This window comes from Paraflavitalea pollutisoli (genome assembly GCF_029360705.1).
In the GTDB taxonomy this organism is placed as follows: domain Bacteria; phylum Bacteroidota; class Bacteroidia; order Chitinophagales; family Chitinophagaceae; genus Paraflavitalea; species Paraflavitalea pollutisoli.
In genome coordinates this window covers 457,096-482,968 of sequence record NZ_JARKMX010000002.1, presented here as the reverse complement: position 1 = coordinate 482,968, position 25,873 = coordinate 457,096, and the positions used below count along the sequence as shown (strand labels likewise).

The 25,873-nt window shown below is 50.3% G+C and carries 26 protein-coding genes; 10 read left to right on the top strand and 16 right to left on the bottom strand.

The genetic code is table 11. The annotated features are described in order from the left end of the window. Positions 1-169 precede the first annotated feature (169 nt). Both P2W70_RS06750 and P2W70_RS06745 read right to left on the bottom strand, forming a co-directional pair. Complete coding sequence (locus P2W70_RS06750; RefSeq protein ID WP_276480673.1) at positions 170-415, bottom strand: DUF6814 family protein; 246 nt, start codon at positions 413-415, stop codon at positions 170-172. 29 nt (positions 416-444) lie between these two features. Continuing rightward, positions 445-1,986 carry an MFS transporter gene (locus P2W70_RS06745; RefSeq protein ID WP_276480672.1) on the bottom strand — a complete coding sequence of 514 codons (1,542 nt, stop codon included), beginning with the start codon at positions 1,984-1,986 and terminating at the stop codon, positions 445-447. A gap of 241 nt (positions 1,987-2,227) precedes the next feature. Here P2W70_RS06745 and acs point away from each other — a divergent pair, with 241 nt between their 5' ends. Together acs and P2W70_RS06735 are read left to right on the top strand one after the other, a co-directional pair. Beyond that, complete coding sequence (acs, locus tag P2W70_RS06740; protein WP_276480671.1) at positions 2,228-4,144, top strand: acetate--CoA ligase; 1,917 nt, start codon at positions 2,228-2,230, stop codon at positions 4,142-4,144. A 258-nt stretch (positions 4,145-4,402) separates the two neighbouring features. Further along, positions 4,403-5,347, top strand: a complete 945-nt coding sequence (locus P2W70_RS06735) for an alpha/beta hydrolase (protein WP_276480670.1) — start codon at positions 4,403-4,405, stop codon at positions 5,345-5,347. Between the two features lie 7 nt (positions 5,348-5,354). On the opposite strand, the gene P2W70_RS06730 is transcribed toward P2W70_RS06735, so the two are convergent. Next, positions 5,355-5,909, bottom strand: coding sequence for a L,D-transpeptidase family protein (locus P2W70_RS06730; RefSeq protein ID WP_276480669.1), 555 nt, complete (start codon positions 5,907-5,909; stop codon positions 5,355-5,357). A 114-nt stretch (positions 5,910-6,023) separates the two neighbouring features. On the opposite strand from P2W70_RS06730, the gene P2W70_RS06725 reads away from it, so the two are divergent. Beyond that, positions 6,024-6,266: a hypothetical protein gene (locus P2W70_RS06725; protein ID WP_276480668.1), complete on the top strand. Its 243-nt coding sequence runs from the start codon at positions 6,024-6,026 to the stop codon at positions 6,264-6,266. A 12-nt stretch (positions 6,267-6,278) separates the two neighbouring features. Further along, positions 6,279-6,722, top strand: coding sequence for a DMT family transporter (locus tag P2W70_RS06720; protein WP_276480667.1), 444 nt, complete (start codon positions 6,279-6,281; stop codon positions 6,720-6,722). 95 nt (positions 6,723-6,817) lie between these two features. On the opposite strand, the gene P2W70_RS06715 is transcribed toward P2W70_RS06720, so the two are convergent. The 4 genes from P2W70_RS06715 to P2W70_RS06700 all read right to left on the bottom strand — a co-directional run bounded on the left by P2W70_RS06715 (position 6,818) and on the right by P2W70_RS06700 (position 9,701). Beyond that, positions 6,818-7,642 carry an outer membrane beta-barrel protein gene (locus P2W70_RS06715; RefSeq protein WP_276480666.1) on the bottom strand — a complete coding sequence of 275 codons (825 nt, stop codon included), beginning with the start codon at positions 7,640-7,642 and terminating at the stop codon, positions 6,818-6,820. A gap of 28 nt (positions 7,643-7,670) precedes the next feature. Beyond that, positions 7,671-8,849 carry an anti-sigma factor family protein gene (locus tag P2W70_RS06710; protein WP_276480665.1) on the bottom strand — a complete coding sequence of 393 codons (1,179 nt, stop codon included), beginning with the start codon at positions 8,847-8,849 and terminating at the stop codon, positions 7,671-7,673. A 1-nt stretch (position 8,850) separates the two neighbouring features. Further along, a complete protein-coding gene (locus P2W70_RS06705; protein WP_276480664.1) occupies positions 8,851-9,336 on the bottom strand; it encodes an RNA polymerase sigma factor in 486 nt (161 codons plus the stop codon). Positions 9,337-9,494: 158 nt separating this feature from the next. Beyond that, positions 9,495-9,701 (bottom strand): hypothetical protein, encoded by a 207-nt coding sequence (locus tag P2W70_RS06700; protein WP_276480663.1) that lies wholly within the window; start codon positions 9,699-9,701, stop codon positions 9,495-9,497. A 756-nt stretch (positions 9,702-10,457) separates the two neighbouring features. Between P2W70_RS06700 and kbl the strand changes: the two genes are divergently transcribed. Beyond that, a complete protein-coding gene (kbl, locus tag P2W70_RS06695; RefSeq protein WP_276480662.1) occupies positions 10,458-11,645 on the top strand; it encodes a glycine C-acetyltransferase in 1,188 nt (395 codons plus the stop codon). 87 nt (positions 11,646-11,732) lie between these two features. Here kbl and P2W70_RS06690 read toward each other — a convergent pair whose 3' ends face one another. Continuing rightward, a complete protein-coding gene (locus tag P2W70_RS06690; protein ID WP_276480661.1) occupies positions 11,733-12,113 on the bottom strand; it encodes a RidA family protein in 381 nt (126 codons plus the stop codon). 213 nt (positions 12,114-12,326) lie between these two features. On the opposite strand from P2W70_RS06690, the gene P2W70_RS06685 reads away from it, so the two are divergent. From P2W70_RS06685 to P2W70_RS06670, 4 genes are all read left to right on the top strand, one after another. Next, entirely contained in the window at positions 12,327-12,962 is a 636-nt protein-coding gene (locus P2W70_RS06685) for a 3-hydroxyacyl-CoA dehydrogenase family protein (protein ID WP_276480660.1), read from the top strand. Between the two features lie 142 nt (positions 12,963-13,104). Beyond that, complete coding sequence (tsaB, locus tag P2W70_RS06680; protein ID WP_276480659.1) at positions 13,105-13,806, top strand: tRNA (adenosine(37)-N6)-threonylcarbamoyltransferase complex dimerization subunit type 1 TsaB; 702 nt, start codon at positions 13,105-13,107, stop codon at positions 13,804-13,806. A 105-nt stretch (positions 13,807-13,911) separates the two neighbouring features. Next, the gene (locus P2W70_RS06675) at positions 13,912-14,259 is read left to right on the top strand and encodes an ArsR/SmtB family transcription factor (protein WP_119052909.1); all 348 of its coding nucleotides are present in this window, start codon (positions 13,912-13,914) and stop codon (positions 14,257-14,259) included. Positions 14,260-14,350: 91 nt separating this feature from the next. Beyond that, a complete protein-coding gene (locus P2W70_RS06670) occupies positions 14,351-15,757 on the top strand; it encodes an MBL fold metallo-hydrolase (protein WP_276480658.1) in 1,407 nt (468 codons plus the stop codon). A gap of 120 nt (positions 15,758-15,877) precedes the next feature. Here the strand turns inward: P2W70_RS06670 and P2W70_RS06665 are convergent, their stop codons facing one another. From P2W70_RS06665 to P2W70_RS06630, 8 genes are all read right to left on the bottom strand, one after another. Continuing rightward, entirely contained in the window at positions 15,878-16,540 is a 663-nt protein-coding gene (locus P2W70_RS06665) for a response regulator transcription factor (protein WP_276480657.1), read from the bottom strand. Between the two features lie 10 nt (positions 16,541-16,550). Beyond that, entirely contained in the window at positions 16,551-17,144 is a 594-nt protein-coding gene (locus P2W70_RS06660) for a sensor histidine kinase (protein ID WP_276480656.1), read from the bottom strand. Positions 17,145-17,465: 321 nt separating this feature from the next. Next, positions 17,466-18,365: a lysophospholipid acyltransferase family protein gene (locus P2W70_RS06655; protein WP_276480655.1), complete on the bottom strand. Its 900-nt coding sequence runs from the start codon at positions 18,363-18,365 to the stop codon at positions 17,466-17,468. A gap of 63 nt (positions 18,366-18,428) precedes the next feature. Further along, positions 18,429-19,883: a RapZ C-terminal domain-containing protein gene (locus P2W70_RS06650; protein WP_276480654.1), complete on the bottom strand. Its 1,455-nt coding sequence runs from the start codon at positions 19,881-19,883 to the stop codon at positions 18,429-18,431. Between the two features lie 59 nt (positions 19,884-19,942). Continuing rightward, a complete protein-coding gene (locus P2W70_RS06645; protein ID WP_276480653.1) occupies positions 19,943-20,668 on the bottom strand; it encodes a nucleotidyltransferase family protein in 726 nt (241 codons plus the stop codon). Positions 20,669-20,683: 15 nt separating this feature from the next. Then, positions 20,684-22,300 carry an L-aspartate oxidase gene (gene nadB, locus P2W70_RS06640; RefSeq protein WP_276480652.1) on the bottom strand — a complete coding sequence of 539 codons (1,617 nt, stop codon included), beginning with the start codon at positions 22,298-22,300 and terminating at the stop codon, positions 20,684-20,686. A 544-nt stretch (positions 22,301-22,844) separates the two neighbouring features. Then, a complete protein-coding gene (locus tag P2W70_RS06635) occupies positions 22,845-23,636 on the bottom strand; it encodes a hypothetical protein (protein WP_276480651.1) in 792 nt (263 codons plus the stop codon). Between the two features lie 34 nt (positions 23,637-23,670). Further along, entirely contained in the window at positions 23,671-24,624 is a 954-nt protein-coding gene (locus P2W70_RS06630) for an aldose 1-epimerase (RefSeq protein WP_276480650.1), read from the bottom strand. A gap of 40 nt (positions 24,625-24,664) precedes the next feature. On the opposite strand from P2W70_RS06630, the gene galK reads away from it, so the two are divergent. Continuing rightward, on the top strand, positions 24,665-25,810 hold the full coding sequence (galK, locus tag P2W70_RS06625; protein ID WP_276480649.1) for a galactokinase: 1,146 nt from the start codon (positions 24,665-24,667) through the stop codon (positions 25,808-25,810). Positions 25,811-25,873 lie beyond the last annotated feature (63 nt).

Genomic DNA, 25,873 nt, shown 5'->3' with positions numbered 1-25,873 from the left:
GTTAGCTCGTTTGGTTTTTTTTAACAATTTGGTGACGCCAGTCAGACGCAGCTATTGATGATGAACAAGTTCCAGCCTTGGTATAGGGGGAACATTCGTCATCGTCTGCTGGTAAACCCCGGAAATAACCGGAAACGGTGGTCCGGAGGATGGTCGATCCATTAGCCGGTTAAACCTCTGCCGAATTCTCCGGCAAATGGTTGTACTCTCCTTTTACCGCATAATAACCAAAGATCATCAGGCCGACGGCAATCGGGGTAAAGATGGTAATGATGATCACCCAGATCACCGGATTGTTGATGTCCTTCTTGCCGGCCGGGTCGATATGGGTAATGGCTCCCTGTACCAGGAAGTAAATAACGACAGGACCCAGTAAAAGCCATACAAATCCCAATATTTTTTTTATAGTATTCATACAAATGTGTTGATCAGTGAAGGATGACATTAATCTGTTACATCGCGGTCGATCTTGTTGCTCAGGTAAATGCTGCCAATGATGAAGCAAAGGGCTGCAATACCAATGGGGTACCAGAGGCCCACTAGCGGTTCGTTGGGGAAGCTGGTCGTCAGCAGCAGACCGATAAAAGGTACGAGTCCGCCAAACACCCCATTGCCGATATGGTAGGGGAGGCTCATAGAGGTGTACCGGATCTTGGTAGGGAACATCTCCACCAGGAAGGCGGCAATAGGACCGTATACCATCGTCACCAATACCACCATCACCCAGATCAAAAAGGTGAATTTGATATACGTGCCCTGTGGTAACTTTTTGTTTACATAGGAGGTCGCCTTGGCGGTATTTGTCGCCAGGTCGGCCGTGCTTAGCTGCGCTACGGTATCCGTAGTAAGACGGGTATATTCGGCACCGCTGGCCGTTTCATAATGGGCCGATACCTGCACGATCGATTGTTCGCCGTGTACGGACACCTTCCTTTCTTCTTTTACCAATTGCGGATTGTCGGCCAGCCAGGTTTTCGTGTCCGTATCTTTCAGAAAGGCTCCAAAAATGAACGGATAAAGCACTACGCCCAGCAACATGCCCGAGAGCATGATCCATTTACGACCAATACGGTCACTCAGCCAGCCGAAGAACAGGAAGAATGGTGTGGCAAAAGCAATAGCCCATAACATGATCGTACGGCTCTGCTCAAATTCAAGGGCACATTTCGTTTCCAGGAAGCTCTGCGCATAGAATTGCCCCGTATACCAGATAACCCCCTGGCCCATCACGGCACCAAACAGGGCGAGTAATACCATTTTGAAATTGGCCTTGTTCCGAAAACTTTCTTTGAGTGGGTTGGATGAGGTCTTACCTTCCTTTTTGAGTTTGCTGAAGATGGGCGACTCATCCATTTTCATCCGTATATATATAGATACAATGACCAGGAAGATCGACACCCAGAAGGGATAGCGCCAGCCGCCCCAGGGAGCATTGAACTGTTCATCGCTCATATTCAATTTAACCAGCATGATCACCCCCAGTGCCACAAACAAGCCAAGCGTGGCCGTCGTTTGGATCCAGCTGGTATAGTAACCACGTTTGCGTGCAGGGGAGTATTCAGCTACATAAGTAGCGGCACCGCCATATTCACCACCCAGGGCCAGCCCCTGCACCAGGCGAAGCAACAACACGATCAGGGGAGCGGCCATACCGATACTTTTATAATCCGGTACCAGGCCGATGAGGAAGGTGGACCCGCCCATAAGGATCAGGGTGAGCAGGAAGGTGTATTTGCGGCCGATCATATCGCCGAGCCGGCCAAACACCAGTGCACCAAACGGGCGCACAATGAACCCCGCTGCAAAGATGGCCAACGTACTCAACAACGCTGCGGTCGCATTACCTTCTGGGAAAAACTGATTGCTGATGGTCTTCGCAAGCATGCCGAAGATGTAAAAATCGTACCACTCGATCATGGTACCTACGGAGGAGGCGATGATAACCTGTCGGATAACGTTGGTTGGCGCGGCAGTCGTTTGATTCATGAACGGAAGATAATTTGAAAAGTTGAGAAACTGAACAGCACCGGGTGCAAAACATTTACTGAACAGTCTATTAAATTGCAGGAGTTTAATAACTGTTGTTAGTTTTTTGCTTCTGGGAAATCGATTGCGCACACAAAGCGGCAACGTTGCCGTAAATAATCTTCAATTTTTGAAAACATCATCCTTAAAGAATGAAACTGTTGTATTTTTAAGCTCCAAAACAAACGGTAAACGATTAGTTATGTCATATCCCTACCAGATAAGGTCAGCAGCACAGTACCACGAAGTATATAAAAGGAGCGTTGAAAACCCCGAAGCTTTCTGGAGTGATATTGCTTCCCATTTTCAATGGCGTAAAACCTGGGATAAAGTATTGGAGTGGGATTTCAAAACGCCCACCATCAAATGGTTCAGCGGTGCACGGCTCAACATTACAGAAAACTGTATCGATCGTCACCTCGAGAAGCTGGGCAATAAGCCCGCCATCATCTGGGAACCCAATGATCCCGAAGAATACCATCGTGTACTCACCTATCGTGAGTTATATAATAAAGTAGTACAGTTTGCCAATGTGCTGAAGAATAACGGCATAAAGAAAGGCGACCGCGTATGTATCTACATGGGTATGGTCCCCGAACTGGCAGTAGCTGTGCTCGCCTGCGCCCGCATTGGTGCCATCCACTCGGTCATATTTGGTGGCTTTAGTGCCCAAAGCATCGCCGATCGCCTGCAGGATGCCAAGGCAGAGTTCGTCGTTACTTGCGATGGGGCATACCGGGGTAATAAGCAAATTCCGCTCAAAGGCGTGATCGACGATGCCCTGGTACAATGCCCCTTTGTGAAAAGAGTGATCGTACTCACCCGCACCCGTACCGCCGTTTCGATGATCAAAGGCCGCGACGTATGGTGGGAAGATGAAGTGAAGAAAGTAGAAACACAGGGTAACCCCGATTGCCCGGCAGAAGTCATGGATGCAGAAGATATGTTGTTTATCCTGTATACATCGGGATCAACCGGCAAGCCCAAAGGGGTGGTGCATACCTGCGGCGGCTATATGGTGTATACCAATTACAGTTTCCTCAATGTCTTCCAATACCAGCCCAACGATGTATTCTTTTGTACTGCCGATATCGGTTGGATCACCGGCCACAGCTATATCGTATACGGTCCGTTAAGTGCGGGGGCTACCACCCTGCTGTTTGAAGGCGTGCCTACCTGGCCCGATGCCGGCCGCTTCTGGGATATCGTCGATAAGTTTAAAGTCAATACCCTGTATACAGCACCAACAGCTATCCGCAGCCTGATGGGCTTTGGCCTGGAGCCCGTGGAGAAACATGACCTCGGTTCCCTGAAAGTGCTTGGTACGGTGGGTGAGCCCATCAACGAAGAAGCCTGGCATTGGTACGATGAGCATATCGGTAAAAAGAAATGCCCCATCGTAGATACCTGGTGGCAAACAGAAACAGGTGGTGTGCTCATCTCCAATATGGCAGGCGTTACCCCCGGCATACCATCGTATGCAACGCTGCCATTGCCTGGCGTGCAGCCCATCCTGGTAGATGAGAACGGTAAAGAAGTAGCAGGAAATGGCGTGAGCGGCAACCTCTGTATCAAGTTCCCCTGGCCCGGTATGTTGCGCACCACCTATGGCGATCATGAGCGCTGCCGCCAGAACTATTTTGCTACCTACGACAATTTATATTTCACCGGCGATGGCTGTCTCCGCGATGAGAACGGCAATTACCGCATCACTGGTCGTGTAGACGATGTGTTGAATGTTAGCGGTCACCGAATCGGAACGGCAGAAGTAGAGAACGCGATCAATATGCACACTGGTGTGGTAGAAAGTGCCGTAGTAGGTTACCCGCACGACATCAAAGGACAGGGCATCTATGCCTTTGTGATCTACCAAAGCAGCGGCAATCATGATGATAAACTAGCCCGTCAGGATATCTCCACCACGGTGTCACGCATTATTGGTCCCATTGCCAAGCCGGATAAGATCCAGTTTGTAACAGGTCTTCCCAAGACACGCAGCGGTAAGATCATGCGGAGAATACTACGTAAAATTGCAGAAGGAGAATTTGATAAATTAGGCGATACTTCTACCCTGCTCGATCCTGCCGTGGTTGACGACATCGTGAAAGGAAAATTATAAGGAGTTATATAGAAAAAGAAAACCCCATGGCTGGAGTGGTTATGGGGTTTTCATAGAGACGGAAAACATTGGCCGTTTTCTGATTTCCAATGTTATATGTTGCGTTCGATCTCCCAAAGTTGATTGGGTTCTTCAAGGATATGGGCCGTACACTATTTATGTACGATATTCATGCCAGAATCGTTGGCCATCAATCACCCGTTATAAGACCAATAGCAGCACCTTTTCGCTGCACCCGTATATATACCAGCCCATACCATGCGACTATTACGAAGAACCCTTTGGACCCTGCTCATCCTCTTCTTATTGCTCAATGCATTGGCGATCTTCCATGCCTGTAAGTTCACCTACTTCTACGACCAGGGCGATGCGTCTATCAGGAAACCCGAGCAAATGGATAAGTGGGATAAGGCCAAAGCAATCTTATTTGGGTTCAACTACAAGAAGTCGGTCAATAAGGTACTACCTAAGATACCTTTTACTACCATATCTCTTACCACAGTAGACACTATGCACCTGAAGGGATGGTACATGCCACGCAAACAGGCGAAAGGTACCGTTATACTGTTCCATGGTCATGGCTCGTCTGCAGCAGGTGTATTGGATGAAAGTTATTATATGAACGGCCTTGGCTTCAATACGTTCATCATCGACTTCCGGGCACATGGCAATAGTGAAGGCAATGTATGCACCATCGGTTACGAAGAAGGGGCTGATGTAAAAGCTGCCTATGATTATGTGCGCAAGCGGGGTGAAAAGAATATCATACTCTGGGGAGTCTCTATGGGCGCTGCAGCCATCACACGGGCCATTGCAGCCTATGAGGTGAAGCCAGAGAAAGCCATCCTGGAAATGTCGTTCGGTACACTTTCTGGTGCTGCGAAAGGCCGGGTGCGCACGATGGGATTGCCTGTGCAGCCGATTGCTGGCTTGCTAACCTTTTGGGGTGGTACGGTGCGGGGATTCTGGGCCTTCGATATGAAGCCCGAAGAATATGCCAAAAAGATCGAATGCCCCGTACTGGTACAGCATGGTGCCAAAGATCCGAGAGTAACGATAGCAGAAACAAAATCGATCTACGGAAATATCCCGCATGGCAGAAAGCGGTTGGTAATCTATGAAACAGCTGTTCATGAATCGCTTTGCGGTAAGGAACCTGCCTTGTGGCAAACAGAGATCAAGAACTTTCTCTTCAATTATTGATTAAATATTATCTTCTCACGATCACCTTCGTGCCCACCGGCAAATAAGATTCGATATCGTCGAGGTCTTCATTCTTGACGGCAATACAGCCATTGGTCCAGTTGGTGAAATCGTCTACCACGATATTGTCGTTGGGCCAGGTACCGTGAATGGCGATACCGCTTCCGATCTTTGCACCTTTGGGGATGATTCCCTGCGCTTTGCGCTGGTTGAATTTGGCGACACTTTCTGCATTGGGGTAGTCGAGCATAAACATCTTGTGCCACTTGGCATGCGGCTTTTTGGACAGTACCCGGAAAGTGCCCTCGGGCGTCTTTCGATCGCCCTCCATCATTTTATCGCCGAGATCTTTGTTGCCAAAGACCACCGGGTAGGTGGCGTACCACCCCTCTTCATCGTACACCTGGAGTTCATAGTCCGACTTATCGATAATGATGTACACCGTGCCTGTAGGCCCACCGCGGAATAAGCGTTTCTTGTAAACCCTTGTCTCGATGGTTTTAAAGGCAGTAAACCCTGCACAGCAGAACAGCAGCAGCGCAACAATGTGGTAGCGTTTCATGGTAAGCCTGGTTAAAGTAGAGACCAGTCGATCGGTAAGCTTTTGATGAATGAATACGGATGCTCAGTGAATCCTTATCGTAAAACAACGCATAAGGAAATATAAATATTTTTCATGGGGATAATTTTTAATCTCGCCACAGGCAATAATGATATTGTCAATGTCTTAGGTGGTTCATTAGCAATTTTTTTGCCATTTCTGGTTAAAGAACTGTTGCAGTCCAATTTATTAGGGCCTCAAGAGCGACAAGTTTTTGGGCATGCGGTGCTGTTATCGGGCCAGCAGGCAGTTTCCCCGCCGCAGGCCTCGCCCGTTAAATTGCATTTTTGCATGATATTCATGAACTTGCTGCATTAAACCCTGGGTAAGATGAAATACATGTTTTATATACTGCCGATACTGGCAGGGGTGGCGATGACGGTGCAGGCGGGCATCAATGCCCAGCTCCGGGCGGCCATCAACCACCCGGTACTGGCGGCTTTTATTTCATTTGTGGGAGGTACCCTGGTATTGGCGCTCATGCTGTTGTTTTCCAAACAAGCCTTCCCGTCCCTCAGTGCCTACAGCGATATCAGCTGGTATAAGTTCACCGGTGGCCTGCTGGGGGTATTTGTGGTAACGATCGTATTACTGTCGGTGCAGGAGATTGGCGCGGCTAATATGTTTGTGCTGATCATTGCGGGGCAGCTTTTCACGGCCGTGCTGATGGATCATTTTGGGGTACTGGGGATGAAACACAGTCCGATAACGCTGCAGAAGATGATTGGTATCATTTTCCTGATTGCAGGCGCCTGGCTGGTGAACCGGAAATGAAACCCGTCAGTCCGCATCCCTAAAAGCAAGATCGCTGAGCGGAGACCTAACCGGTCCTGCTCAGCGATCTGTTTGTTTCATGGCTATGCGGGCTGTTACCAGCTACTGATCCGTACACCTACGCTATAGGGGGTGAGGTCCAATCCTTTCTCGAAAATGCTTTGTGAAGCATACGAACCGTACAACTTAACAGGGCCCAGTTTTAATTCTGCGATATATTGAAGTTTCCAGGGGCGCAGATCAAAATCATCTCTTTTCTTGCGTTTGCCATCAGCATCGGTAATAGTCTTCTGGCGGCTGGCATAGAGATAGCCGGCACTTACACCAAGGGCTAGGCCAAATCCTCTTTCACGCTTAGGCGTAAAATCAAAGTCGAGCATCATGGGAACGGTCACATAATCGGTCGCCAGCTTGTTCTTTTTGTAGTGGGTAGAGTTGTCCATGATCACCATCGTGGGATTGGTCTGGAACTTCACCGGCTCATCAAAGCGGTAATTGTTCATGTCGATACCCAGGCCATATTTCAAGTTCACCACGTGCTTGATCAGGTTCAGGCGCTGCATGAACAGCCAGATGTTGACGTTGGTAGATTTGATCGCTCTCAGGTCAAACCAGTCACCGTTGGCGCCCGGTGCAAAGGCCTGTGCTTCCGCGCTGCTGTAATTGGTTTGATCGTTGAAGTTGGTGAAGCCGATGTCAAATACGAGCCAGTTGGTCGATATGTTGGAAGGCTTGTACGTACGACGGTAAACGCGGGTACTTTCTTCATTATCTGCTTTAGCACTGCCTTTCTTACGCACGATGATCATTTTACCGATCCTGATCGTATCGGCTTTAGGTTCTTGGCTGGTAGAATCCACTTGTGCCAGTGCCGAATAAGACATAGCTATTCCGGTCAGGAGGGTTAACATCCTTTTCATACTGCTGAATTTACTTGTGTAATGGAGATTATTTTAACGCTATTTCAAAACTCGCTATCCGAATGCTGTTCTTGGTTTGATCAGGATCTGCATTGGTAGCTTTATCAAACACGCGGGAAACTTTTCTGAAGAAGCCACGCATGGGGTTTTTTCTGTCATCAACCGGATAGTCCGGACCGCCAGGTTCAATGATCGGTGGATTATTGAGAGCTAGTGAATTCATGATAGCCTTCTCGTCCATGGCCTCACCTGTATTGGGCCGGGTGGTTGCATCCGCTTTTTTCATACTCGCCGTTCCCCTCGCCGCCAGCCTGTCTGCTCCGTTCATCTCATCGTTGTCTATAGGTAGTACGCTCGGCGCATCCTGAATGTTACTGCGATTTCCAACTTTTTTTGTACCATTCTTTTTTTGTTGCACAGCACCGTTGTGCACAGCCATATCTTGTTTGTTGCTGATAACAGGTGTTAGACGGTTAGGAGCCTTGTCTGCAGGCGTATTCACGGCTTGTTGATCAGTAGTAGTTTTTACTGCAGGCTGATCGGTTGCTGCCAGTTGATGATCGGCAGCAGCATTCTTTTGTGTTGCTTTATTGCTGTCGGCAGCTGCCAGTTGTTGCTGACCACCATTGTTGCTGGTAGGAAGCTTTTCGGTATTGCGAACAAACTCACCCTTGCCACCTGGCTCTTTGGTAGCCAGGTACCAGGTGGTTCCTCCTACGAGTAGCAATACAGCAGCGGCAGCCATCATTCTGTACCAGCGCATCGCCACCACCGGTCTCTTTTCTTCTTCCTCATGGCGGTAAAGCGCATATTTGTCGGGGAATACGACCGACGCATCGGGCATCAGCTTCACCTTTTGCAGCAGCTCAAAGCCTGCCTGGTGTTGCGGGTTGCGGTAAACAAACTGCTCTACCTGGTCTTTCTGCTCATTGGTGAGCTCATCATCAGCATATAGAATGAAATATTCTTCGCAATTGGTATCGTTAACGGGATTGGGCGCTACGCTGGTTCTCAGCAAGGATGTTTTATCCTGGAATACGATCGCGTTATCAGCCGGCAGAATAACGTCCTGCAGCATTTCCAGCTCGGTACGCAGATCCGGGTTTTCTGCTACAAAAGCTTCTACAGCTTTGCGTTGAACAATGTTGAGTTCATTGTCCACATAAAGCAAAAAGTATTCTTCGTAATTGTGTCGTGTAATGTTCATACTATAACACGTTTTCAGGACTGACCAAATAATTTTTCAACTGCACCCGGGCACGGTGTAAGTACACTTTCACCTGGCTTTCACTCAGGCCGGTGATCTGCCCGATCTCTTCGTACGAATATCCCTCATAATCTTTCAGCAACACGAGCGATCGCTGGGTTTCGTTCAATTGAGCCAGGGCTTCTTCCAGCACCTTGCGCGTGTTGTGCATGGGGCGGTCATAAACCCGGACATTCTCGTTGAACTCTTCCTTATACGTCACCCTTTTGGCCTTCCGGATATGGTCCACCATCTGGTGGTAAGCCACAGTAAACAGATAGCTCTTGCATTTACTGCCGTCTACCTGCGCCCGGTTGACCCACATTTTCTCGAATGCCGTTTGTACCACATCCCGGGCGTCCTCCTCATGGCGGAGGTTTTTCAGGATGAACCGGTACACGTTATCCGCATACTCTGTGACACACTGGTTATATTCTCTTTCAGTCATAAGCAAGTCCTGTCTCTAAAAGTGCTTGTAAGGTTGTGTTATTGGTAATACGCACAAGGTCTCTGAAATGTTACAGACCCCAAAAACTTTTATTTCAGATAATAAAAAAGAGGCTTCAGGGGCCTCTTCGGATTATAATTCGTTGAAGATTAACAACTTTAGCGGGTAGTCGTCATGACTGCCCGGTTCAGGGCCTCCAGGATCATGAACTCCCCATGGGCTTTGGCCTTCTCACAGGCTTCTGCCGCTTCACTGCAAACTCCCTCCTCGGCTTTTGTAAAAGCGCGGGTGGCCGCCACCAATACGATACCGGCAGTTACTACTCCCAGTATCAGACATGCCCGTATTAAGGAATTTTTAAACATAACTAGCCCTTTAAATGATAAGACGAAGTTAACAGCAAAATGTTACAGGAATGGTAAGGAATTCTAAAAATTAGGTGAAATGAAGTGGATCGTCGGTAAAATTACCCATTTGCGGCGGTTTTAGCCGGCCTGCCGGGACGAATGCTATCTGGGTTAAGGCGTCATAGCTGTACTGCTCATGGACGGCACTAGGGTGGCCCCTTGTCCTTGCTTTCTGGTTACAACCATCACAGCTGTGCTGCTCTGGGCCGGGCACCAGTGGGGCCCCTATAACCATCATTGTCCATTAGCCAGGTTCCCTGGAGCTTATTATGGACTCGCTGGAAAGGCGCTGGAAGTGGCCAGCTGTAAGCCTACGATAGCTCCCCAGCTACTCTGCTGATTGCCTGAATAGTGCTTTTCTAAGGGGCGGGTGGCAGGCTGTTGTCAGGCAAGTTCCAGGCCGGGCGTAGAGGACGCATCGGCGACCCATCAAGGACTTATCGAGAACCTAACGCACGGCACCAGCTCGGCAGTAGCTCGGCACCACCTCGGCATGAGCTCGGCAGTAAATCAGATATATTGAATAGTTGGTATGTGTTTGTTGCTGGCTTTGCATCCCTTTCTGCCTGGCCTTATTAAAACACGCCAAAGTTATTTTACCATAAAATCTGCCACCAAATGGTTATTTCCCCATGGACAATCGTTTGAACTTTTCAAATAAACAGCTCACCAAAACACTATTTTTGTGACCTTATCTAAAAAATCCCTCTTTCCATGAATGAGAATTTAGTCAAAAGGCTGGCAGCGGAGCTGGAAGAAATCAGAGCGTCCGGACTGTACAAAACAGAGCGTATCATCGAATCTCCCCAGGGGGCAGAGATCGTCGTAAACGGAAAGACGGTGCTGAACTTCTGCGCCAACAATTACCTGGGCCTTTCCTCGCACCCCAAAGTGCTGGAAGCCGCCAAGAAAAGCGTTGACCATCGTGGCTATGGCATGAGCAGCGTACGTTTTATCTGCGGTACGCAGGATATTCATAAAGAGCTCGAAGCGAAGATCTCTCAGTTTCTCGGTACCGAAGACACCATTCTGTATGCGGCGGCATTCGATGCCAACGGTGGTGTGTTCGAACCCCTGTACAACGAACAGGACGCGCTGATCTCCGACGAACTGAACCACGCATCCATCATCGATGGCGTACGTCTCTGTAAGGCACAGCGCTACCGCTATAAGCACAACAATATGGACGACCTGGAGGCTAAGCTGATCGAAGCCCAGGCGCAACGCAGCCGCGTAATCATTACCGACGGGTCATTCAGCATGGATGGTACCATCGCCCAGCTCGATAAGATCGTCGCGCTGGCCGAAAAATATGATGCAGCCGTTATGATCGACGAGTGCCACTCCAGTGGTTTCCTCGGCAAAACAGGCCGTGGTACCCACGAATACCGTGGTGTAATGGGTAAGATCGATATCATCACTGGTACCCTCGGTAAAGCCCTGGGTGGCGCTTCCGGCGGATTCACCAGCGGACGCAAAGAGGTGATCGAGATCCTGCGCCAGCGTTCCCGTCCTTACCTTTTCTCCAATACCCTGGCACCCAGCATCGTTGGTGCATCTATCGCAGTGCTCGATCTGCTGACAGACTCTACCGAACTGCGCGACAAACTGGAAAACAACACGAAGTATTTCCGGGCCAAAATGACGGAAGCCGGCTTCGACATCAAACCAGGTGACCACCCCATTGTACCGATCATGTTGTACGATGCCGTAGTGGCACAGAACTTCGCAGCCAAACTGCTGGAAGAAGGTATCTATGTGATTGGGTTCTTCTTCCCGGTAGTAGCGAAAGGTCAGGCGCGTATCCGCGTACAGCTGAGCGCCGGTCACGAACCTGCACACCTCGACAAAGCGATTGCAGCGTTTACCAAAGTCGGTAAGGAATTGGGCGTGTTGAAGTAGATGAATAAAAGGGCAGGATCCGGGAGGATCGTTGCTGAAACAACATAGAGAAGCCGTCAGTTACGCAGGTAGCTGACGGCTTCTCTATTATTTGCCTGCGATGACGCTGATTTCTACGTTTACGTTCTTGGGCAGACCTTTAACGGCAACCGTTTCCCGGGCGGGGAAATCGTTTTGGAAATACTTGCCATACACTTCATTCACCGTCGCAAACAAAGACATGTCGCTGAGGAAGATGGTGGTCTTGGCGACATTGCTGAAATCCATGCCAGCAGCCGTCAGTAAAGCTTTGATGTTGTGCATCACCTGGTGCGTTTCGCCGATCACATCGGTAGCATCGATATTGCCGGTAGCCGGATTGATGGCAACCTGGCCAGAGACATATAAGGTGTTGCCGAGTTGAACTGCCTGGCTATACGGGCCTATAGGCGCCGGTGCGTTGCTGGTATTGATGATCTTTTTTTCCATGGGCCAAAAATAGGAAGTTTCCCGTTTCGTGATGAAAGGGCCAGCAGCTTATCAGGGTTGTATATACAAGTTGAATAGAAAGCAATGGTTGGCCTTCGACTTACTTATTCTTTCCTTATTGAGCAGGTAGCAGTAAGCAGTCCTTAGTACTGCCGGTGGGGAATATCGCGCGCTGTATGCTAATAAGAAGGTACATTGCGTAAATTTTTTATCATGACCATTGCCATACTGGCCGATGAAGGGTTGAAAGCAGAGTGGTTGGAAAAGGAGACAGCAGGGGAGGTTGAATTCATTTGGGCCGACAGCGTGAGTTCGTTGCTCATGATAGAAGCCGATGCTTATTTCGATCTGCTGTTTCAGCCCGATCCGGAAAGAAGCGCCAGGTTACAGCAGCTGAAAGGCAAAAGGTTGTTTATCAACTCGGTGGCCTGGCCTGGCCGTGCTGCCGGGCTGCAGGCCATCCGCATCAATGCATGGCCAACCCTTTTAAGGCGTTCGCTGGTGGAAGTGGCGCTGACCGACGAGGCCCAGCACGCGACCGTAGAGACCGTTTTCAACGCGTTGCAATGGCGTTTTCAGGTGGTGCCGGATATCACAGGTATGATTACCCCCCGGGTACTGGCCACCATCTTCAATGAAGCCTGGTTTACGTTGCAGGCCGGCGTTAGTTCGAAGGACGAGATCGATATTGCCATGAAGCTGGGTACCAATTACCCAATGGGGCCGTTTGAGTGGGGCGCCGCTATTGGATGGGAAAGAGTGGCCACCTTACTGAAAGAACTATCCCGACAGGACGCACGGTATACGCCGGCGCCCGCATTGGAACTGGCTTTGGAGGCATCTCGGTAAACCGAATGGTGTGTTTGTGGCATCGAATACCCAAAATGGTTATGCTGGCGTCTTTGTGAAATAAATAGTTTTCGGAGCTTGCAACCGTTAGGGGTTGGATGGTAGAATGATCTTATTTTTGTTCACTTTTTATGTCGGATAAATGGGCTTGATTATAAACATAGATACGGCTACGGAGAATGCCAGCGTCTGCCTGGCGAAGGATGGAAAGTTGGTGGCGAATAAGGTGAACCGTGATCAACGGGATCACGCAAGCTGGATACAGCCTGCCATAGCCCAGCTGATGGAAGAAACAGGTTATGCCATGAATCAACTGGAAGCCGTGGCGGTAACAGCCGGACCAGGCTCTTACACAGGGTTACGGGTTGGGTTGGCTACGGCAAAAGGCTTGTGCTATGCGCTTAATATTCCGTTGATTACGGAAAGCACGCTAAAAGTAATTGCGTATGCAACGCGCACAGCCATGCAGTTGTCAACGGCGCAACCTACCGATGAATTACCTATTTTTTTATGTCCTATGATAGATGCCCGCAGGATGGAAGTATTTACAGGCGTCTATAGCCAGGATTTGGAGGAAGTAGTTCCGGGTGGTGCTGTGATATTGGAAGAAAGTTCTTTTAACAAAGAGTTAGAGAATAATCATCTAATTTTCTGCGGCAACGCAGTGGCTAAGTGGAAACCCCTATGTAAGCATTCACATGCAATGTTTTATGAGGGAGATGCACATACAGCAGCTGACCTTGCCACGTTGTCAGCGCAAGCGTTTCATCAACGTAGGTGGGCCGATCTGGCTTACGCAGAACCCGCTTATCTAAAGGAATTCCACACTGGTATAAAAAATTAAACTAAGTGAAACTTTTATAGGTCTTTAATTCACATAGTATTTTTTTTCTTGTAAATTTGGCACTCGCTTATCCTATTAAATCTTTTTAAAAGCTCTGATGTGCACATGAACGTAACAAGCAACTACTCCATGGTGCTGAATGCAGACGGCGTACATGGGGATTCCGTCAAGGTTGACTTCCTAAACCTAAAAAAGGCCGCTATGATTTTGCGGGCGCTCAATCACAAATTGCGCCAACAGATCCTGAAGCTCATTGATGAGCAAAAGCGACTCACTGTCACTGAAATCTATGTGCGGCTCCGTCTGGAGCAGTCCGTAGCTTCTCAGCACCTCGCAATCCTGCGAAGGGCCGGGATCGTCAAGACAGAGCGGGATGGCAAGTTCATCTACTATTCCGTGAATAGTGCCCGCGTGGCACACATCATGGAATGTGTGGAGGATCTAAACAGCTGATCAGCGGTTTAACCTTTTGATAATCTGCTTATAAAGCAGGACATGGGCGACCATGTTCTGCTTTTTGCTTTTAAAGAAGTAAATTTGCACCATGTTTATAAAGCAATTATATACAGGCTGTTTGAGCGAAGCCGCTTATTATATCGAGAGCGAAGGAGAGGCTGCCATCATCGATCCGCTGCGGGATACCGCCGGGTATGTAGACCTCGCCAATGCAAGGAAGGCATCCATCCGGTATATCTTCGAAACACACTTTCATGCAGACTTTGTGAGTGGTCACCTCGACCTGCAAAAGGCCACCGGTGCCCCCATTGTATATGGTCCCTCTACAGAAACCAACTTCCCGATACACCTCGCCAAAGACGGCGAACTATTCAAGTTGGGCAAACTGACGATCGAAGTCATCCATACACCAGGACATACCCTGGAGTCCACCTGCTACCTCCTCCGTGATGAGCAGAACGCCGCATATGCCCTGTTTACGGGCGATACGCTGTTTGTAGGGGATGTTGGCCGCCCGGACCTCAGTAGCGGAAATCTGAGCAAAGAAGAGCTTGCGTCGATGTTATTCGACTCCCTCCAGCAAAAAGTTGCAACCCTGCCCGACGAAGTGCTGGTATACCCTGCCCACGGAGCCGGTAGCAGCTGCGGCAAGAACCTGGGTCCCGAAACGCATAGCACCATTGGCGAGCAGAAGAAAACCAACTACGCCCTGCAACCCCAGACAAGAGAAGCATTCATCAAGGCCGTCACCGATGGTCTCGGTCTGCCCCCACAATACTTTCCCATCAATGCCCGTATCAACAAAGAAGGTTACGATAGCCTGGATGGTATTCTGCAGCAAGGCTTAACACCGCTTTCTGTAGACGAGTTCAAAGCATTGGCTAAGGACGAAGAAGTGATCGTGCTGGATACCCGTCCTGCCTCCCAGTTTACCGAACAATTTGTGCCCGGTTCCATCTTCATTGGCCTGGAAGGTCGTTTTGCCGAATGGGCCGGTAGCCTGTTACCATTCGAAAAGCCTATCATTCTGGTTACAGAGCCTGGCCAGGAAGAAGAAAGCGTAGTGCGGCTGGCACGCGTAGGTTTCTCCAAAATGCAAGGCTACCTGAAAGGGGGGATTGAAGCCTGGAAGGCAGCTGGTGAGCAGATCGATCTCATCATCGATGTAGAAGCCGACGAACTGGCGATGGACCTCCCCTTCGATAACAACCTGGTTGTCGTCGATGTGCGCCGCGAAACGGAGTTTGCCGACGGTCACGTGGCAGGCGCCGTCAACCTGCCCCTCAACGAGATGACAGATCCCGGAACCATGGCGAATATCCAGGAAACGCAGAACTTGTATGTGCATTGCGCAGGTGGTTACCGGAGCGTTATCGCCTCCTCGCTGCTGAAGCGCCAGGGCATCCACAACCTCCACAACGTACTCGGCGGCTGGAATGCCATCAAAGGGCAAAAAGGTATCGATACCGTTAAAGAGAATAGCGTTCTGAACTAACGGGTGGCATAATCGCCTGTCATCGTGCAGGTGTGCAGCAACCGGTCAGGATAAGTACCAATAAAAAAGCAGCAAAGTCATTTGCTGCTTTTTTTATGCTGTTAGTCGAAGATGTATTTGCTACACATTGACGATGCCATTCTTGATGGCATACAGCACCAGGCCAACCCGCGTTTTAGCATGTAGTTTCTCAAACAGGGTATCCCGGTAACCATCGATGGTACGGGGGCTCAGGTGCATCTTATCGGCGATCTCCCGGTAGGTCAGTTCGGTACAGGCCAGTTTCAGGAATTCAATTTCCCGGTCATTGAGCGAGAAGAAAGGTTTGATCCCGCTATTCTCATCTTCCAGGTTGCTGAGTGCATGAATCATTTTGCCGGTTACCATTTCCGAATAATAATAGCCTTTGCTGATGATGGAGTCGAGGGCTGATTTGAACTCCTTGGGCTCCGTCTCTTTCAGGATATAGCCGCGGGCGCCATTCTTGAGCATCCGGATGATGGACTGTTCGTTGTCGTACATCGAGAGGGCCAGCACGCGGATCTCCGGATGGTGTTGCTTGATCCAGATGGTCGTCTCGAAGCCGTCCATTTCGGGCATGTTGATGTCCATCAGTACCATGTCCGGCGGCGGCTGTGTTTTGAGCTGGTCGATAAACTGGCGTCCGTTGTTGGCTTCCAGGGATACAGAATAGCCGTCGAAATTTTTCACCATACTGGCCAGACCGTTGCGCAATAACACATGGTCGTCGATAAGGGCTACACTTGTTGTGGTTGCTTCCATTTTAAGCCGTTTATGAATGTGATAAAGGTAAATTGATCTTGATCGTCAGGTCGTTGGGTGAATGCTGGTCGATCTGCAAAGTGGCACCCGCCAGCGCTGCCCGATTATGGATCTTGCTGAGATATGCTGCTGGCAGTGGTGTTTGTTCAGCTATCAGTTCCTGCTGGTCGATGTTGCTGATGGCGATCTCGAAATGATCCGTATTGGTTTTCAAACAAACACTCACCCGCGATTGATCTCCAAGACCCAGGAAGCAATGGATGCTTTCCTGGATGATCCTGAACAACATCAACTCCTGTTCCTTACTGAGTGCCGGTAATTGACCGCTTGTTTGAAGCAGCGGATCGGCAGATCGTTCAGCCGGTATACAGGCCAGCTCATAATCCAGCGCCTTCAGCAAGCCAAGATTGTCGAACCGGTCAGCGTTGAGGTGCCTGGCCAGGTTGCGGAGATCTCTGATGGCCTGCCCTACCAGCTGTTTGCTGTAAAAGGCTTTCTGTGCTACCTCATCAGGCCGGGTAAAATCCAAGGTTCCCAGGTGCAGTTTAGCTAAACTCAATACCTGACCGATATTGTCGTGAATCTCCTGCACTGTATGCTTCAACGCTTGTTCCTGGATTTCAAGCTTTGTTTTTACAATCTCATGCTCATATTTTATCCCGAGTCTTTCCATTTGATACGAAGGCTGCTACCTGTAATTTACTGAATACAGAACACAGGGTTGACCTGGACAGACAATTTACCATGTTTCCAGGTTCTAAAAACGGTTAAAACACCCTTTGTGCAAGGGTGGAATCTACTGATGCTGTAACCCCTTTATAATGAGGCTTCGGGAAGGACTTTAAGGAGGGGAGGTTGCTGTGGATCGATAGGGGCCAGTGGTAAAAATACGGCTGCTTTGCCCGGATGCGCCGGCGCTATCAGATCAGGCGGGAGGTTGATCCTGGCCGATCCACAATTTTTGATAGGCTGCATTCCATCCATGTTTCCAGCGGCGATGGGTCCATAGCCACATGTCGGGATATTGGCGGATGCCTTTTTCCAGAAAGGCGATATAACGACGGGTGAGTTCACCTTCTGGTAATTGTTTCGGATGTTCAGCACCCAGCTCCATATGGGCACGGTAATAACCTCTTTTCACTTTGTAGATCTGCGTAAAGACGACCGGAATATCACCCACCCGGGCGCCGCTTTCGGGGCCGCGAACAAATGGTGTGGGCTGGCCAAAGAAGTTGAGCCAGTAGGCTTTCGATACATCGCCCGGCGCCTGGTCGGCCACCAGGGCGAGCATGTATTGGGTATTACGGTAGGGTACGATCGCATTGCGCATGTTGGTAGCTGGCAGCATCACCGAGCCGGTACGGCTGCGCAGGTACATGAACAACCGGTCCATGGCTTTATTCTTGATGGGCATGTACACCACGACAAAGGTATAGTCGGTGTAAAACGGCATGGCCACATTGGCTACTTCCCAATTGAAATTATGCCCCAGGTGCATCTGGCATTTGCGGCCGGCCGCGTAGGGTGCCGCGAAGGGGCTGGCGTCCAGCACAAAGTGGCGGGTGATCCAGGCCTTGCTGGCCGAAATAAGCTTGATAGTCTCTATGAAGTTGTCGACGAAGTTGCGGTAAAACCTTTTGGCGATCACCTGTCGCTCCTGCTCCGTTTTCTCCGGAAAAGCCAGGCGCAGGTTATCCAACACTACCTTTTTGCGGTAGCCGATGACATACCAGTTGAGGGCCGATAGGAAGTCGGACAATAGGAACAGCACCCGCAAAGGCAGGAGCGACAAGAGGTAGAGTGGAACAAATAGTACGTAATACATAGCTCAGATCAACTGTTACACAATACCGGTATAACAGGTAAGGGGCCAAATGGTTGCTTAATATCAGGTATTGATCCAGTTCTTGGCATCCTGAACATGGTGGTCGAGCTGGATAGTTACCTTGAACTTGTTGCGCAGGTGGCGGGCCAGGGCATCGGCGGCGTACACACTTCTGTGCTGTCCACCTGTACAGCCAAAACTTACCATCAGGCTCTGAAACCCACGGCTGATATAATCTTCCACAGCAATGTCTACGATGTCGAATACGCTGTTGAGGAATTCGGGCATCCGAGTTTGTTGCTCCAGGAAGTCTTTCACGCCTTTGTCACGACCGGTCTGGGTCTTGAATTCGGCCTGTCGGCCCGGGTTCAGAATGCCGCGGCAGTCGAATACAAAACCTCCACCGTTGTCGGTAGCATCTTCGGGAATGCCTCCCTTCTTGTACGAAAAGCTGCTGACGTGTACCACCAGCGGCGTGTGCTCGTTGGCGGTGAGCGGTGTAAATCTTTTGATAATATCCTGGCCCACGCAGATGTCGAGCACCTTGCGGAACTCCGGCACTGCGATACCGAGGCTTTGGTTGTCGATAAACCATTTCAGGTTATGGAGCGCCTGCGGGATACTCGTGAGAAACTGTGCTTTGCGTTCAAACAAACCGCGGAAACCATAGGCGCCCAGTACCTGTAGCAGGCGGATGAGCACATAACCATTATACTGGCTTTTGAAAATGCCTTTGTCAATCGGTTGGCCAATGATCGATTCAAAGGAGTCCATATAGTCTTCCAGCAGGCGTGCCTTCCATTCGTCTGGCAGGTTGGCGCGCGCTTGCCAGATCATGCTGGCCGCATCGTATTGTGGTGCGCCACGCATACCTCCCTGGTAATCGATAAAATGTACCGAATCGTCTTCTTTCACGAGAATGTTACGGCTTTGAAAGTCGCGGAACATGAAATACTTGTATTCGGTGAAGGTGAGATAGGTGCTCAAGGCTTCGAAATCGTCGATGAGCTTTTGCTTATCATAAGGTTTACGCAAAGCGTCGAGGAAGTAATATTTAAAATACAGCAGGTCGGCCATGATGGCTTGCTTGCCAAATTCCTGGTTGGTGAGGCAGCGGGTGTAGTCCAGGTTTTCGTGCCCTCTTACCTGTAAGTTGGCGAGTTGATGCAGGCTTTCGCGGAAGAGCTGGTATACAGCCTCGCAGAGGCCTTCACTTTCCAGGCGGTTGAGCAGAGATACATCCCCAAAATCTTCCTGCAGGTATATAGTCCTGTCTTCACTAATGGCGATCACTTCAGGTACAGGAAGGTTACGGTCTTTGAAGTGATGGGAGAAATACAGAAAGGTGTCATTCTCCGGTATATTGTTGCCATAGGTGGCAATATAAGTGCTGTCGCCGGCATAGAGCCGGAAGTAGCGCCTGTCGGATCCGGATTGAGGCAGCATTTCAACGCGGTCCGCTGGCTGCTGGCTCCAGGAGGCATATAATTCTTTGATTGCTTCGACGATATTTTGCATGTGGTTGTTGTGGGCGGTAAAAATAATGGTTGCCGGTACCCCGGCAAAATAAGACATGACTAGGGAAACAAGGCTTCTGCCTGCGCTAGGGCTTCGGGTTTGCCGACGTCGATGAATTTCGAATAGCTGTGGTCGTATCCTTTGATGGAATTGGTCTTCGCTAGTTCGAGGTATACATCGACCATCGAGAATTTGCCTTCCTGCCTGATCATGGGCAGCAATTCGGGAGAAATGATGTGCACGCCGCTGAAGGCTTTGGGTACCAGTGTATCGACAGACCGGCTGATCTTTTCTTCGCCGGTACTGGTATTGCGCCAGCCACAAAGATTGTTCTCTTCGTCAAACAGGAAGTAACGCGATGTTACCCGGTTGGTAATGGCCAGGGTCGCCAGTGGTGCTTCCTTAATATGGAAGCGGATCATGGCGCCAAGGTCGAGGTCCGTGAGGATATCCGAATTGATCACCACCAACGGCGTTGGTTCAAACAAAGGGGCTGCTTTCTTGAGTCCGCCTCCGGTTTCCAGCAGGGCATCGGTTTCATCGCTGATGAGTACCTTGCTGCCCCATCCGTCGTTATCCTGCAAGGCTTTCAATACCTGGTCGGCAAAATGGTGCACATTGATGACGACCTGGAAAATGCCGGCCTGTTGCAGGAATTCGATATTGCGTTGCAGCAGGCTTTTGCCATTGATCACCGCCAATGCTTTGGGATGCTGGTCGGTCCAGGGTTTGAACCGGGTACCGAGCCCTGCGGCGAAGATCATGCCCTGTGAAATGGTATGCATACTTGGATAACGTATTTACAGTACAATATTTTGTACCAGTTCGCTCTTTTGCGGATAATCGGTGTTGAAATGCAGACCACGGCTCTCTTTGCGGAAGTTGGCGCCCTTCACGATCAGGTAGCTCACCGTGATCATGTTGCGCAGCTCGCAGAGTTGGGGCGACAAGGTCGTGGTTTCGTACAGCGCTTCCGTTTCTGTCCACAACAGGTCGAGGCGTTTCATGGCCCGTTCCAGGCGGGTGTCGGTACGTACGATGCCGACATAATCACTCATCACCTGTTGTACTTCCTTCAGGCTTTGCGTGATCAGGATCATTTCTTTGGGCTCGGTAGTACCGGAAGCATTCCATACCGGAATGTCAGTCTCCTTCATTTGCAGCGAAGAGCTGTGTTTGGTCTGTATCTTCTGGGCCACATCCATAAAACAGCGGTGGGCAAATACCATCGCCTCCAGCAAGGAATTGCTGGCCAGGCGGTTGGCGCCGTGCAGGCCCGTGCTCGCACATTCGCCGGCGGCATATAGCTTATTGATAGAGGTGCGGCCCCATTCATCGGCCTTGATACCGCCGCAGCTGTAATGGGCAGCGGGGGCTACGGGAATCAAATGTTTAGTCACATCGATACCGATCGACTTACACTTCTCATAAATATTGGGGAAGTGCTCGGTGAATTTTTCGAGGGGGATATGACGTACATCCAGGTACACATGTTCGGTACCGGTGATTTTCATTTCACTGTCGATCGCGCGGGCTACGATATCACGGGGTGCCAGGTCCTTGCGTTCGTCATAGCGCTCCATAAAAGCTTCGCCGTTCTTGTTGCGCAGGATGCCGCCGTCGCCGCGTACGGCTTCGGTGATGAGGAACGACTGGCCGCGCACGCCGGGCTCATACAGTGCCGTGGGGTGAAACTGGATAAACTCCATGTTTTCGATGCGGCCTTTGGCGCGGTACACCATGGCCACGCCGTCGCCGGTAGCGATATAGGGGTTGGTGGTAGAGCGGTATACCTGTCCGTTGCCGCCCGTAGCGAGCAAGGTATAGTTGGCAATGATCTTCTCGATCTGGTTGGTCTCCCGGTTGAGCACGTACACCCCATAACATTCGATATCAGGCGTAGCCTTAGTTACCAGGTAGCCCAGGTGGTGCTGGGTGATGAGGTCTACCACAAAGCAGTGTTTCACTACTTCGATGTTGTTGTACCGGGCGAGGGCGTCCAGCAGGGCACGTTCCATCTCGCGGCCGGTCACGTCTTTATGGTGCAGGATGCGGTATTCGCTGTGACCACCTTCGCGGCCCAGCTTGTAGTCGCCATCGGCTTCTTTGTCGAATCGGGCACCCCATTCGATGATCTCCTGGATGCGGTCTACGCCTTCCTTCACCACGATCTCTACTACTTTTTCGTTGCAGAGTCCGTCGCCGGCAATGAGGGTGTCTTCAATATGTTTGTCGAAACTGTCTTTTTCAAAGTCGGTAACCCCGGCGATACCGCCCTGGGCATATTTAGTGTTGGTCTCGTCGGCCTGTGCCTTCGTGACCACCAATACTTTTTTATCGGGAAACTGGTGAGCGGCCTTGAGGGCGAAAGTAAGTCCGGCGATGCCTGAGCCGATCACTAAAAAGTCTGTTTGCATAACGTGCGGTTAGAATCGCCAAATTTACGGGAAAAGGGAGAGGGAATGACACCGGATCGGGAGTTTCGATGGGCTAGTCGTAAAACACTGTTCCTAAAAGCGGGCAGGTTGGCGGGGAACCCTGGGTGGACGACTACGCGCAGATCAAAAGCCACCAGCGACCAACTGCCAGCAGTCACCAGGCCCCTCCAGGTACCAACCGCCGACCACGCCCAGGCGACGGACGAACTGTATGTCATGACATTTTTGAATCAACTGACCCGAAATTTGGGAACGGCCGGTTGCTGATAGTAGGTTTGTAAGGTATTCCGAAGTCTATGTCACCAGCTAATGGAGGCTTCCGAAGGGGACCGCTCCCTACTCGCTTCCATGCCGCTCCCTACTCGCTCCCATGGAAGTGTAATGAAAATAGCACAACTTTTCTAAATCAATCTCTTACACCAAAAGCGATAGGGCCCGGCGTGCACTTGGCAGTCGATTAACAACCACCATCGCCGGCAGGTGTCAACATAAAAAAGGGCCGCAATTTGCGGCCCCGGTATCTTTAGTAAGTGATGGTGTAAGCGTATTTGTCGGGATTTTCCAGCAGGTCAAGCAGGTTGTACCGCATCGTTACCGTCTTCTTGTCTTCCGACAATTTGATGAGGGTGTTGTCAGCGCTCTTCACGGGGCGGGGCAGTTTGATCGTCGTGGTATAGAGGATCTCCATGCCCGAGCCCTGCAGGCTCTTTAGCTTTTCCATGTCGGGCATCGCCAGGAGGGCCTTGTATTTTGCCTCGTTTTTCTTTTTGCTGATAAGACCATTCTTCGCCACTACATCGAAGATGCCGGCAATGTCTTTCATATCCGGTTCCTTCGCTTCGTCGATGATCTTGGTGGTATCGGGTGCGGGCTTCTTCTCGCCGCCGAGAAAACCTTTAAACATATCACTCATGCCACCCGTGCCGTTGGCTTGTCCTTCCATCAGTTTTTGCAGGCTGCTATAACCGCTGAAGGGGAAGTTCATGTCCATCTTGAACAATTTCTCCTTGATGTTCATCTGCATTTTCATGGTGCCTTTGTCCATGAGGGCGCGTTGCTCGGCCGTAGCGTCTTTAGAAGAGTCGAGAATATCTTTGAAGCTGATGGTCGTATCGATGGCTTTGTCCAGCCCGTCTTTGGTGAGTTCCTCTTCGCCGGCAAAGGTTTGCATCATTTCGATCAGGGGGCTCATGTCCATTTTCGTCAGGTAAGTACCGCTGCCATCTTCTTTGATCACGATCTCTTCATTGACTTCGTAACAGCTGGCGAGCATACCTAAAAACAACAGGACAAGGGTGTATCTCAGGAACTTCATACGCACATACATATTTGCCGGCAAAATACTCGAATTATTCCACACTCAATTGGTACCATACGTTAAAAGTGAGGCTGGCGCGGGGCGCCAGCAGGTGTACATTCATCCCGTTGTTGAAGCAGTCGGGCGCACTGCTCAGGTTCTCAATGGCAATGCTGCGGCGGTGATCGGGGGTATAAATCTGGAGATAAGGATATAACACGTTGGTGTAGATGGATAAACTGAGTCCATTGGCCGGATTGCGCAGCAGGCAACAGGGCATGCCCTCCTGCACTTCGAGCACAAAACAATTGTCGAGCTGCCGGTGGCCGAGTGGTGCCGGCTGCAGGTAGTCGGGTACCTTGATCACTTCGCCGGTGGGGATCAGCCGGTCGTCGAACTCAAGCATGGTATCGGAGCTGAATTGAAGTTCCTGGTCATTCACACTGCCTCCCAGGGCAAAATAAGGGTGCCAGCCGTCGGCGATGGGAATGGTTCGGTCGTCGAGGTTGAGCAGGGTGGTCTGTAGCTGCAATACGTTGTTCGGGTGCAGGGTATAACGCAACTCACAATTGTAGGTGAACGGGTAACCGGGATCTTCCCGGTCATAATGATACCGGAAAGTGGCTGCCGCCATCTGGTCATCGGCATAGTGGTTGAGCAGCTGAAAAGGTTTGTCGGCCAGCAAACCATGTATGGCGGTACCGTCTACAAACTTGCGGGGAAATTCATAGTGCTCACCCTCATATTCATACCGGCCGTTGGCGATGCGACAGGGAAAAGGCGATAGTTTGGCGCTTTTGTACGAGAGGGTCAGTTCCTGGTCAAGTGAGGCCCGGTCGGGGTAATTGTCTACCACATTGAAGGGTTTTCCCCCCACGGGAATTTCAAAGGCGTGCAGCAGGGCGCCATGTTCCGGTAAAATACCCACCATTGCTCCCGTTGCCTTATCTTGCAGCCGCAGAATCGATAGATCGTTGATCCGGTACCTGTCAATTGTAAAACTCATACTTCCGTTATAAGGGATTAAAAATAATTTTTTTGTAGTTATGATCGCAGAACAATTACGCAAGCAATTCCAGGAACTTTACAATAAGGAAGCGCTTGTTATCGCCGCACCCGGCCGCGTTAACCTGATCGGAGAGCACACCGATTACAATGAAGGTTTTGTATTGCCTGGCGCCGTCGACAAAAAGATGTACGTGGCCATGGCCGAGAACAACACCGATACCATCAACGTCTACGCCAACCAGTTCAACGAATCGTATTCCTTTAAGCTCACCGGTATCCAGCCCGTCAATGGCTGGATGAACTACCTGCTGGGCGTTACCTATCATATCCAGGACCGCGGCAAGCAAATCAGTGGTGTTGATGTGATCATCGACGGCGATGTACCGGTGGGTGCTGGCATGAGCTCTTCCGCAGCGCTGACCTCAGCCTACGGTTTTGCCCTCAATGAGATCTTTAAATTGGGCTTCAGCCGCATGGACCTCGCCCTGATCGGCCAAAAGACAGAACATACTTTTGTAGGGGTGATGTGCGGTATCATGGACCAGTTTGCGAGCCTGCACGGCAAGGCCGGGCATGTGATGCGTCTCGACTGCCGCAGCCTCGAATACGATTATATCCCCTTCAACTTCCCCGATTACAATATTGTTTTGGTCAACAGTATGGTGAGCCATTCGCTGGCAGGTTCCGAATACAATATCCGCAGGCAGCAGTGCGAAGAAGGCGTGGCAATCCTCAAAAAGCATTACGCCGATATCAACTCCCTGCGCGACGTGACGATGGATGTGCTGGAACTGCACCGCCAAGAGTTGTCGCCCATTGTGTACGACCGTTGCTGGTATGTGGTCAGTGAGAAAGAGCGTTTGCTGAGGGGTTGCGAGGCCCTGCAGCAAGGCGATCTTACCACCTTCGGTCAGATGATGAATGCTACCCACCAGGGATTGAGCAAGCAATACAGCGTTAGCTGCACGGAGCTCGACTTCCTGGCTGAGCGGGCTGGTTATATCGACGGTGTCATGGGTTCCCGAATGATGGGTGGTGGCTTTGGTGGTTGTACCATCAACATCGTGAAGAAAGAAGCCGTGCCGGTTTTTACGGAGAAGATCCAGAGAGCCTTCGAGCAATTGTTCAGGCAAGTACCCCTGGTGTATGTAACACAGATAGAAGACGGCGCCAAAGCGATCTAAGCAAGCACGTTGTTACAATAATAAGAGGCTGTTTCCTTCCGGAGCAGCCTCTTTCTTTTGCTA

What these genes read in the sequence shown, in the direction of transcription:
- P2W70_RS06750 (WP_276480673.1), bottom strand. Translation starts at nt 415, where the DNA reads ATGAATACTATAAAAAAAATATTGGGATTTGTATGGCTTTTACTGGGT.
- P2W70_RS06745 (WP_276480672.1), bottom strand. Translation starts at nt 1,986, where the DNA reads ATGAATCAAACGACTGCCGCGCCAACCAACGTTATCCGACAGGTTATC.
- acs (WP_276480671.1), top strand. Translation starts at nt 2,228, where the DNA reads ATGTCATATCCCTACCAGATAAGGTCAGCAGCACAGTACCACGAAGTA.
- P2W70_RS06735 (WP_276480670.1), top strand. Translation starts at nt 4,403, where the DNA reads ATGCGACTATTACGAAGAACCCTTTGGACCCTGCTCATCCTCTTCTTA.
- P2W70_RS06730 (WP_276480669.1), bottom strand. Translation starts at nt 5,909, where the DNA reads ATGAAACGCTACCACATTGTTGCGCTGCTGCTGTTCTGCTGTGCAGGG.
- P2W70_RS06725 (WP_276480668.1), top strand. Translation starts at nt 6,024, where the DNA reads ATGGGGATAATTTTTAATCTCGCCACAGGCAATAATGATATTGTCAAT.
- P2W70_RS06720 (WP_276480667.1), top strand. Translation starts at nt 6,279, where the DNA reads ATGAAATACATGTTTTATATACTGCCGATACTGGCAGGGGTGGCGATG.
- P2W70_RS06715 (WP_276480666.1), bottom strand. Translation starts at nt 7,642, where the DNA reads ATGAAAAGGATGTTAACCCTCCTGACCGGAATAGCTATGTCTTATTCG.
- P2W70_RS06710 (WP_276480665.1), bottom strand. Translation starts at nt 8,849, where the DNA reads ATGAACATTACACGACACAATTACGAAGAATACTTTTTGCTTTATGTG.
- P2W70_RS06705 (WP_276480664.1), bottom strand. Translation starts at nt 9,336, where the DNA reads ATGACTGAAAGAGAATATAACCAGTGTGTCACAGAGTATGCGGATAAC.
- P2W70_RS06700 (WP_276480663.1), bottom strand. Translation starts at nt 9,701, where the DNA reads ATGTTTAAAAATTCCTTAATACGGGCATGTCTGATACTGGGAGTAGTA.
- kbl (WP_276480662.1), top strand. Translation starts at nt 10,458, where the DNA reads ATGAATGAGAATTTAGTCAAAAGGCTGGCAGCGGAGCTGGAAGAAATC.
- P2W70_RS06690 (WP_276480661.1), bottom strand. Translation starts at nt 12,113, where the DNA reads ATGGAAAAAAAGATCATCAATACCAGCAACGCACCGGCGCCTATAGGC.
- P2W70_RS06685 (WP_276480660.1), top strand. Translation starts at nt 12,327, where the DNA reads ATGACCATTGCCATACTGGCCGATGAAGGGTTGAAAGCAGAGTGGTTG.
- tsaB (WP_276480659.1), top strand. Translation starts at nt 13,105, where the DNA reads ATGGGCTTGATTATAAACATAGATACGGCTACGGAGAATGCCAGCGTC.
- P2W70_RS06675 (WP_119052909.1), top strand. Translation starts at nt 13,912, where the DNA reads ATGAACGTAACAAGCAACTACTCCATGGTGCTGAATGCAGACGGCGTA.
- P2W70_RS06670 (WP_276480658.1), top strand. Translation starts at nt 14,351, where the DNA reads ATGTTTATAAAGCAATTATATACAGGCTGTTTGAGCGAAGCCGCTTAT.
- P2W70_RS06665 (WP_276480657.1), bottom strand. Translation starts at nt 16,540, where the DNA reads ATGGAAGCAACCACAACAAGTGTAGCCCTTATCGACGACCATGTGTTA.
- P2W70_RS06655 (WP_276480655.1), bottom strand. Translation starts at nt 18,365, where the DNA reads ATGTATTACGTACTATTTGTTCCACTCTACCTCTTGTCGCTCCTGCCT.
- P2W70_RS06650 (WP_276480654.1), bottom strand. Translation starts at nt 19,883, where the DNA reads ATGCAAAATATCGTCGAAGCAATCAAAGAATTATATGCCTCCTGGAGC.
- P2W70_RS06645 (WP_276480653.1), bottom strand. Translation starts at nt 20,668, where the DNA reads ATGCATACCATTTCACAGGGCATGATCTTCGCCGCAGGGCTCGGTACC.
- nadB (WP_276480652.1), bottom strand. Translation starts at nt 22,300, where the DNA reads ATGCAAACAGACTTTTTAGTGATCGGCTCAGGCATCGCCGGACTTACT.
- P2W70_RS06635 (WP_276480651.1), bottom strand. Translation starts at nt 23,636, where the DNA reads ATGAAGTTCCTGAGATACACCCTTGTCCTGTTGTTTTTAGGTATGCTC.
- P2W70_RS06630 (WP_276480650.1), bottom strand. Translation starts at nt 24,624, where the DNA reads ATGAGTTTTACAATTGACAGGTACCGGATCAACGATCTATCGATTCTG.
- galK (WP_276480649.1), top strand. Translation starts at nt 24,665, where the DNA reads ATGATCGCAGAACAATTACGCAAGCAATTCCAGGAACTTTACAATAAG.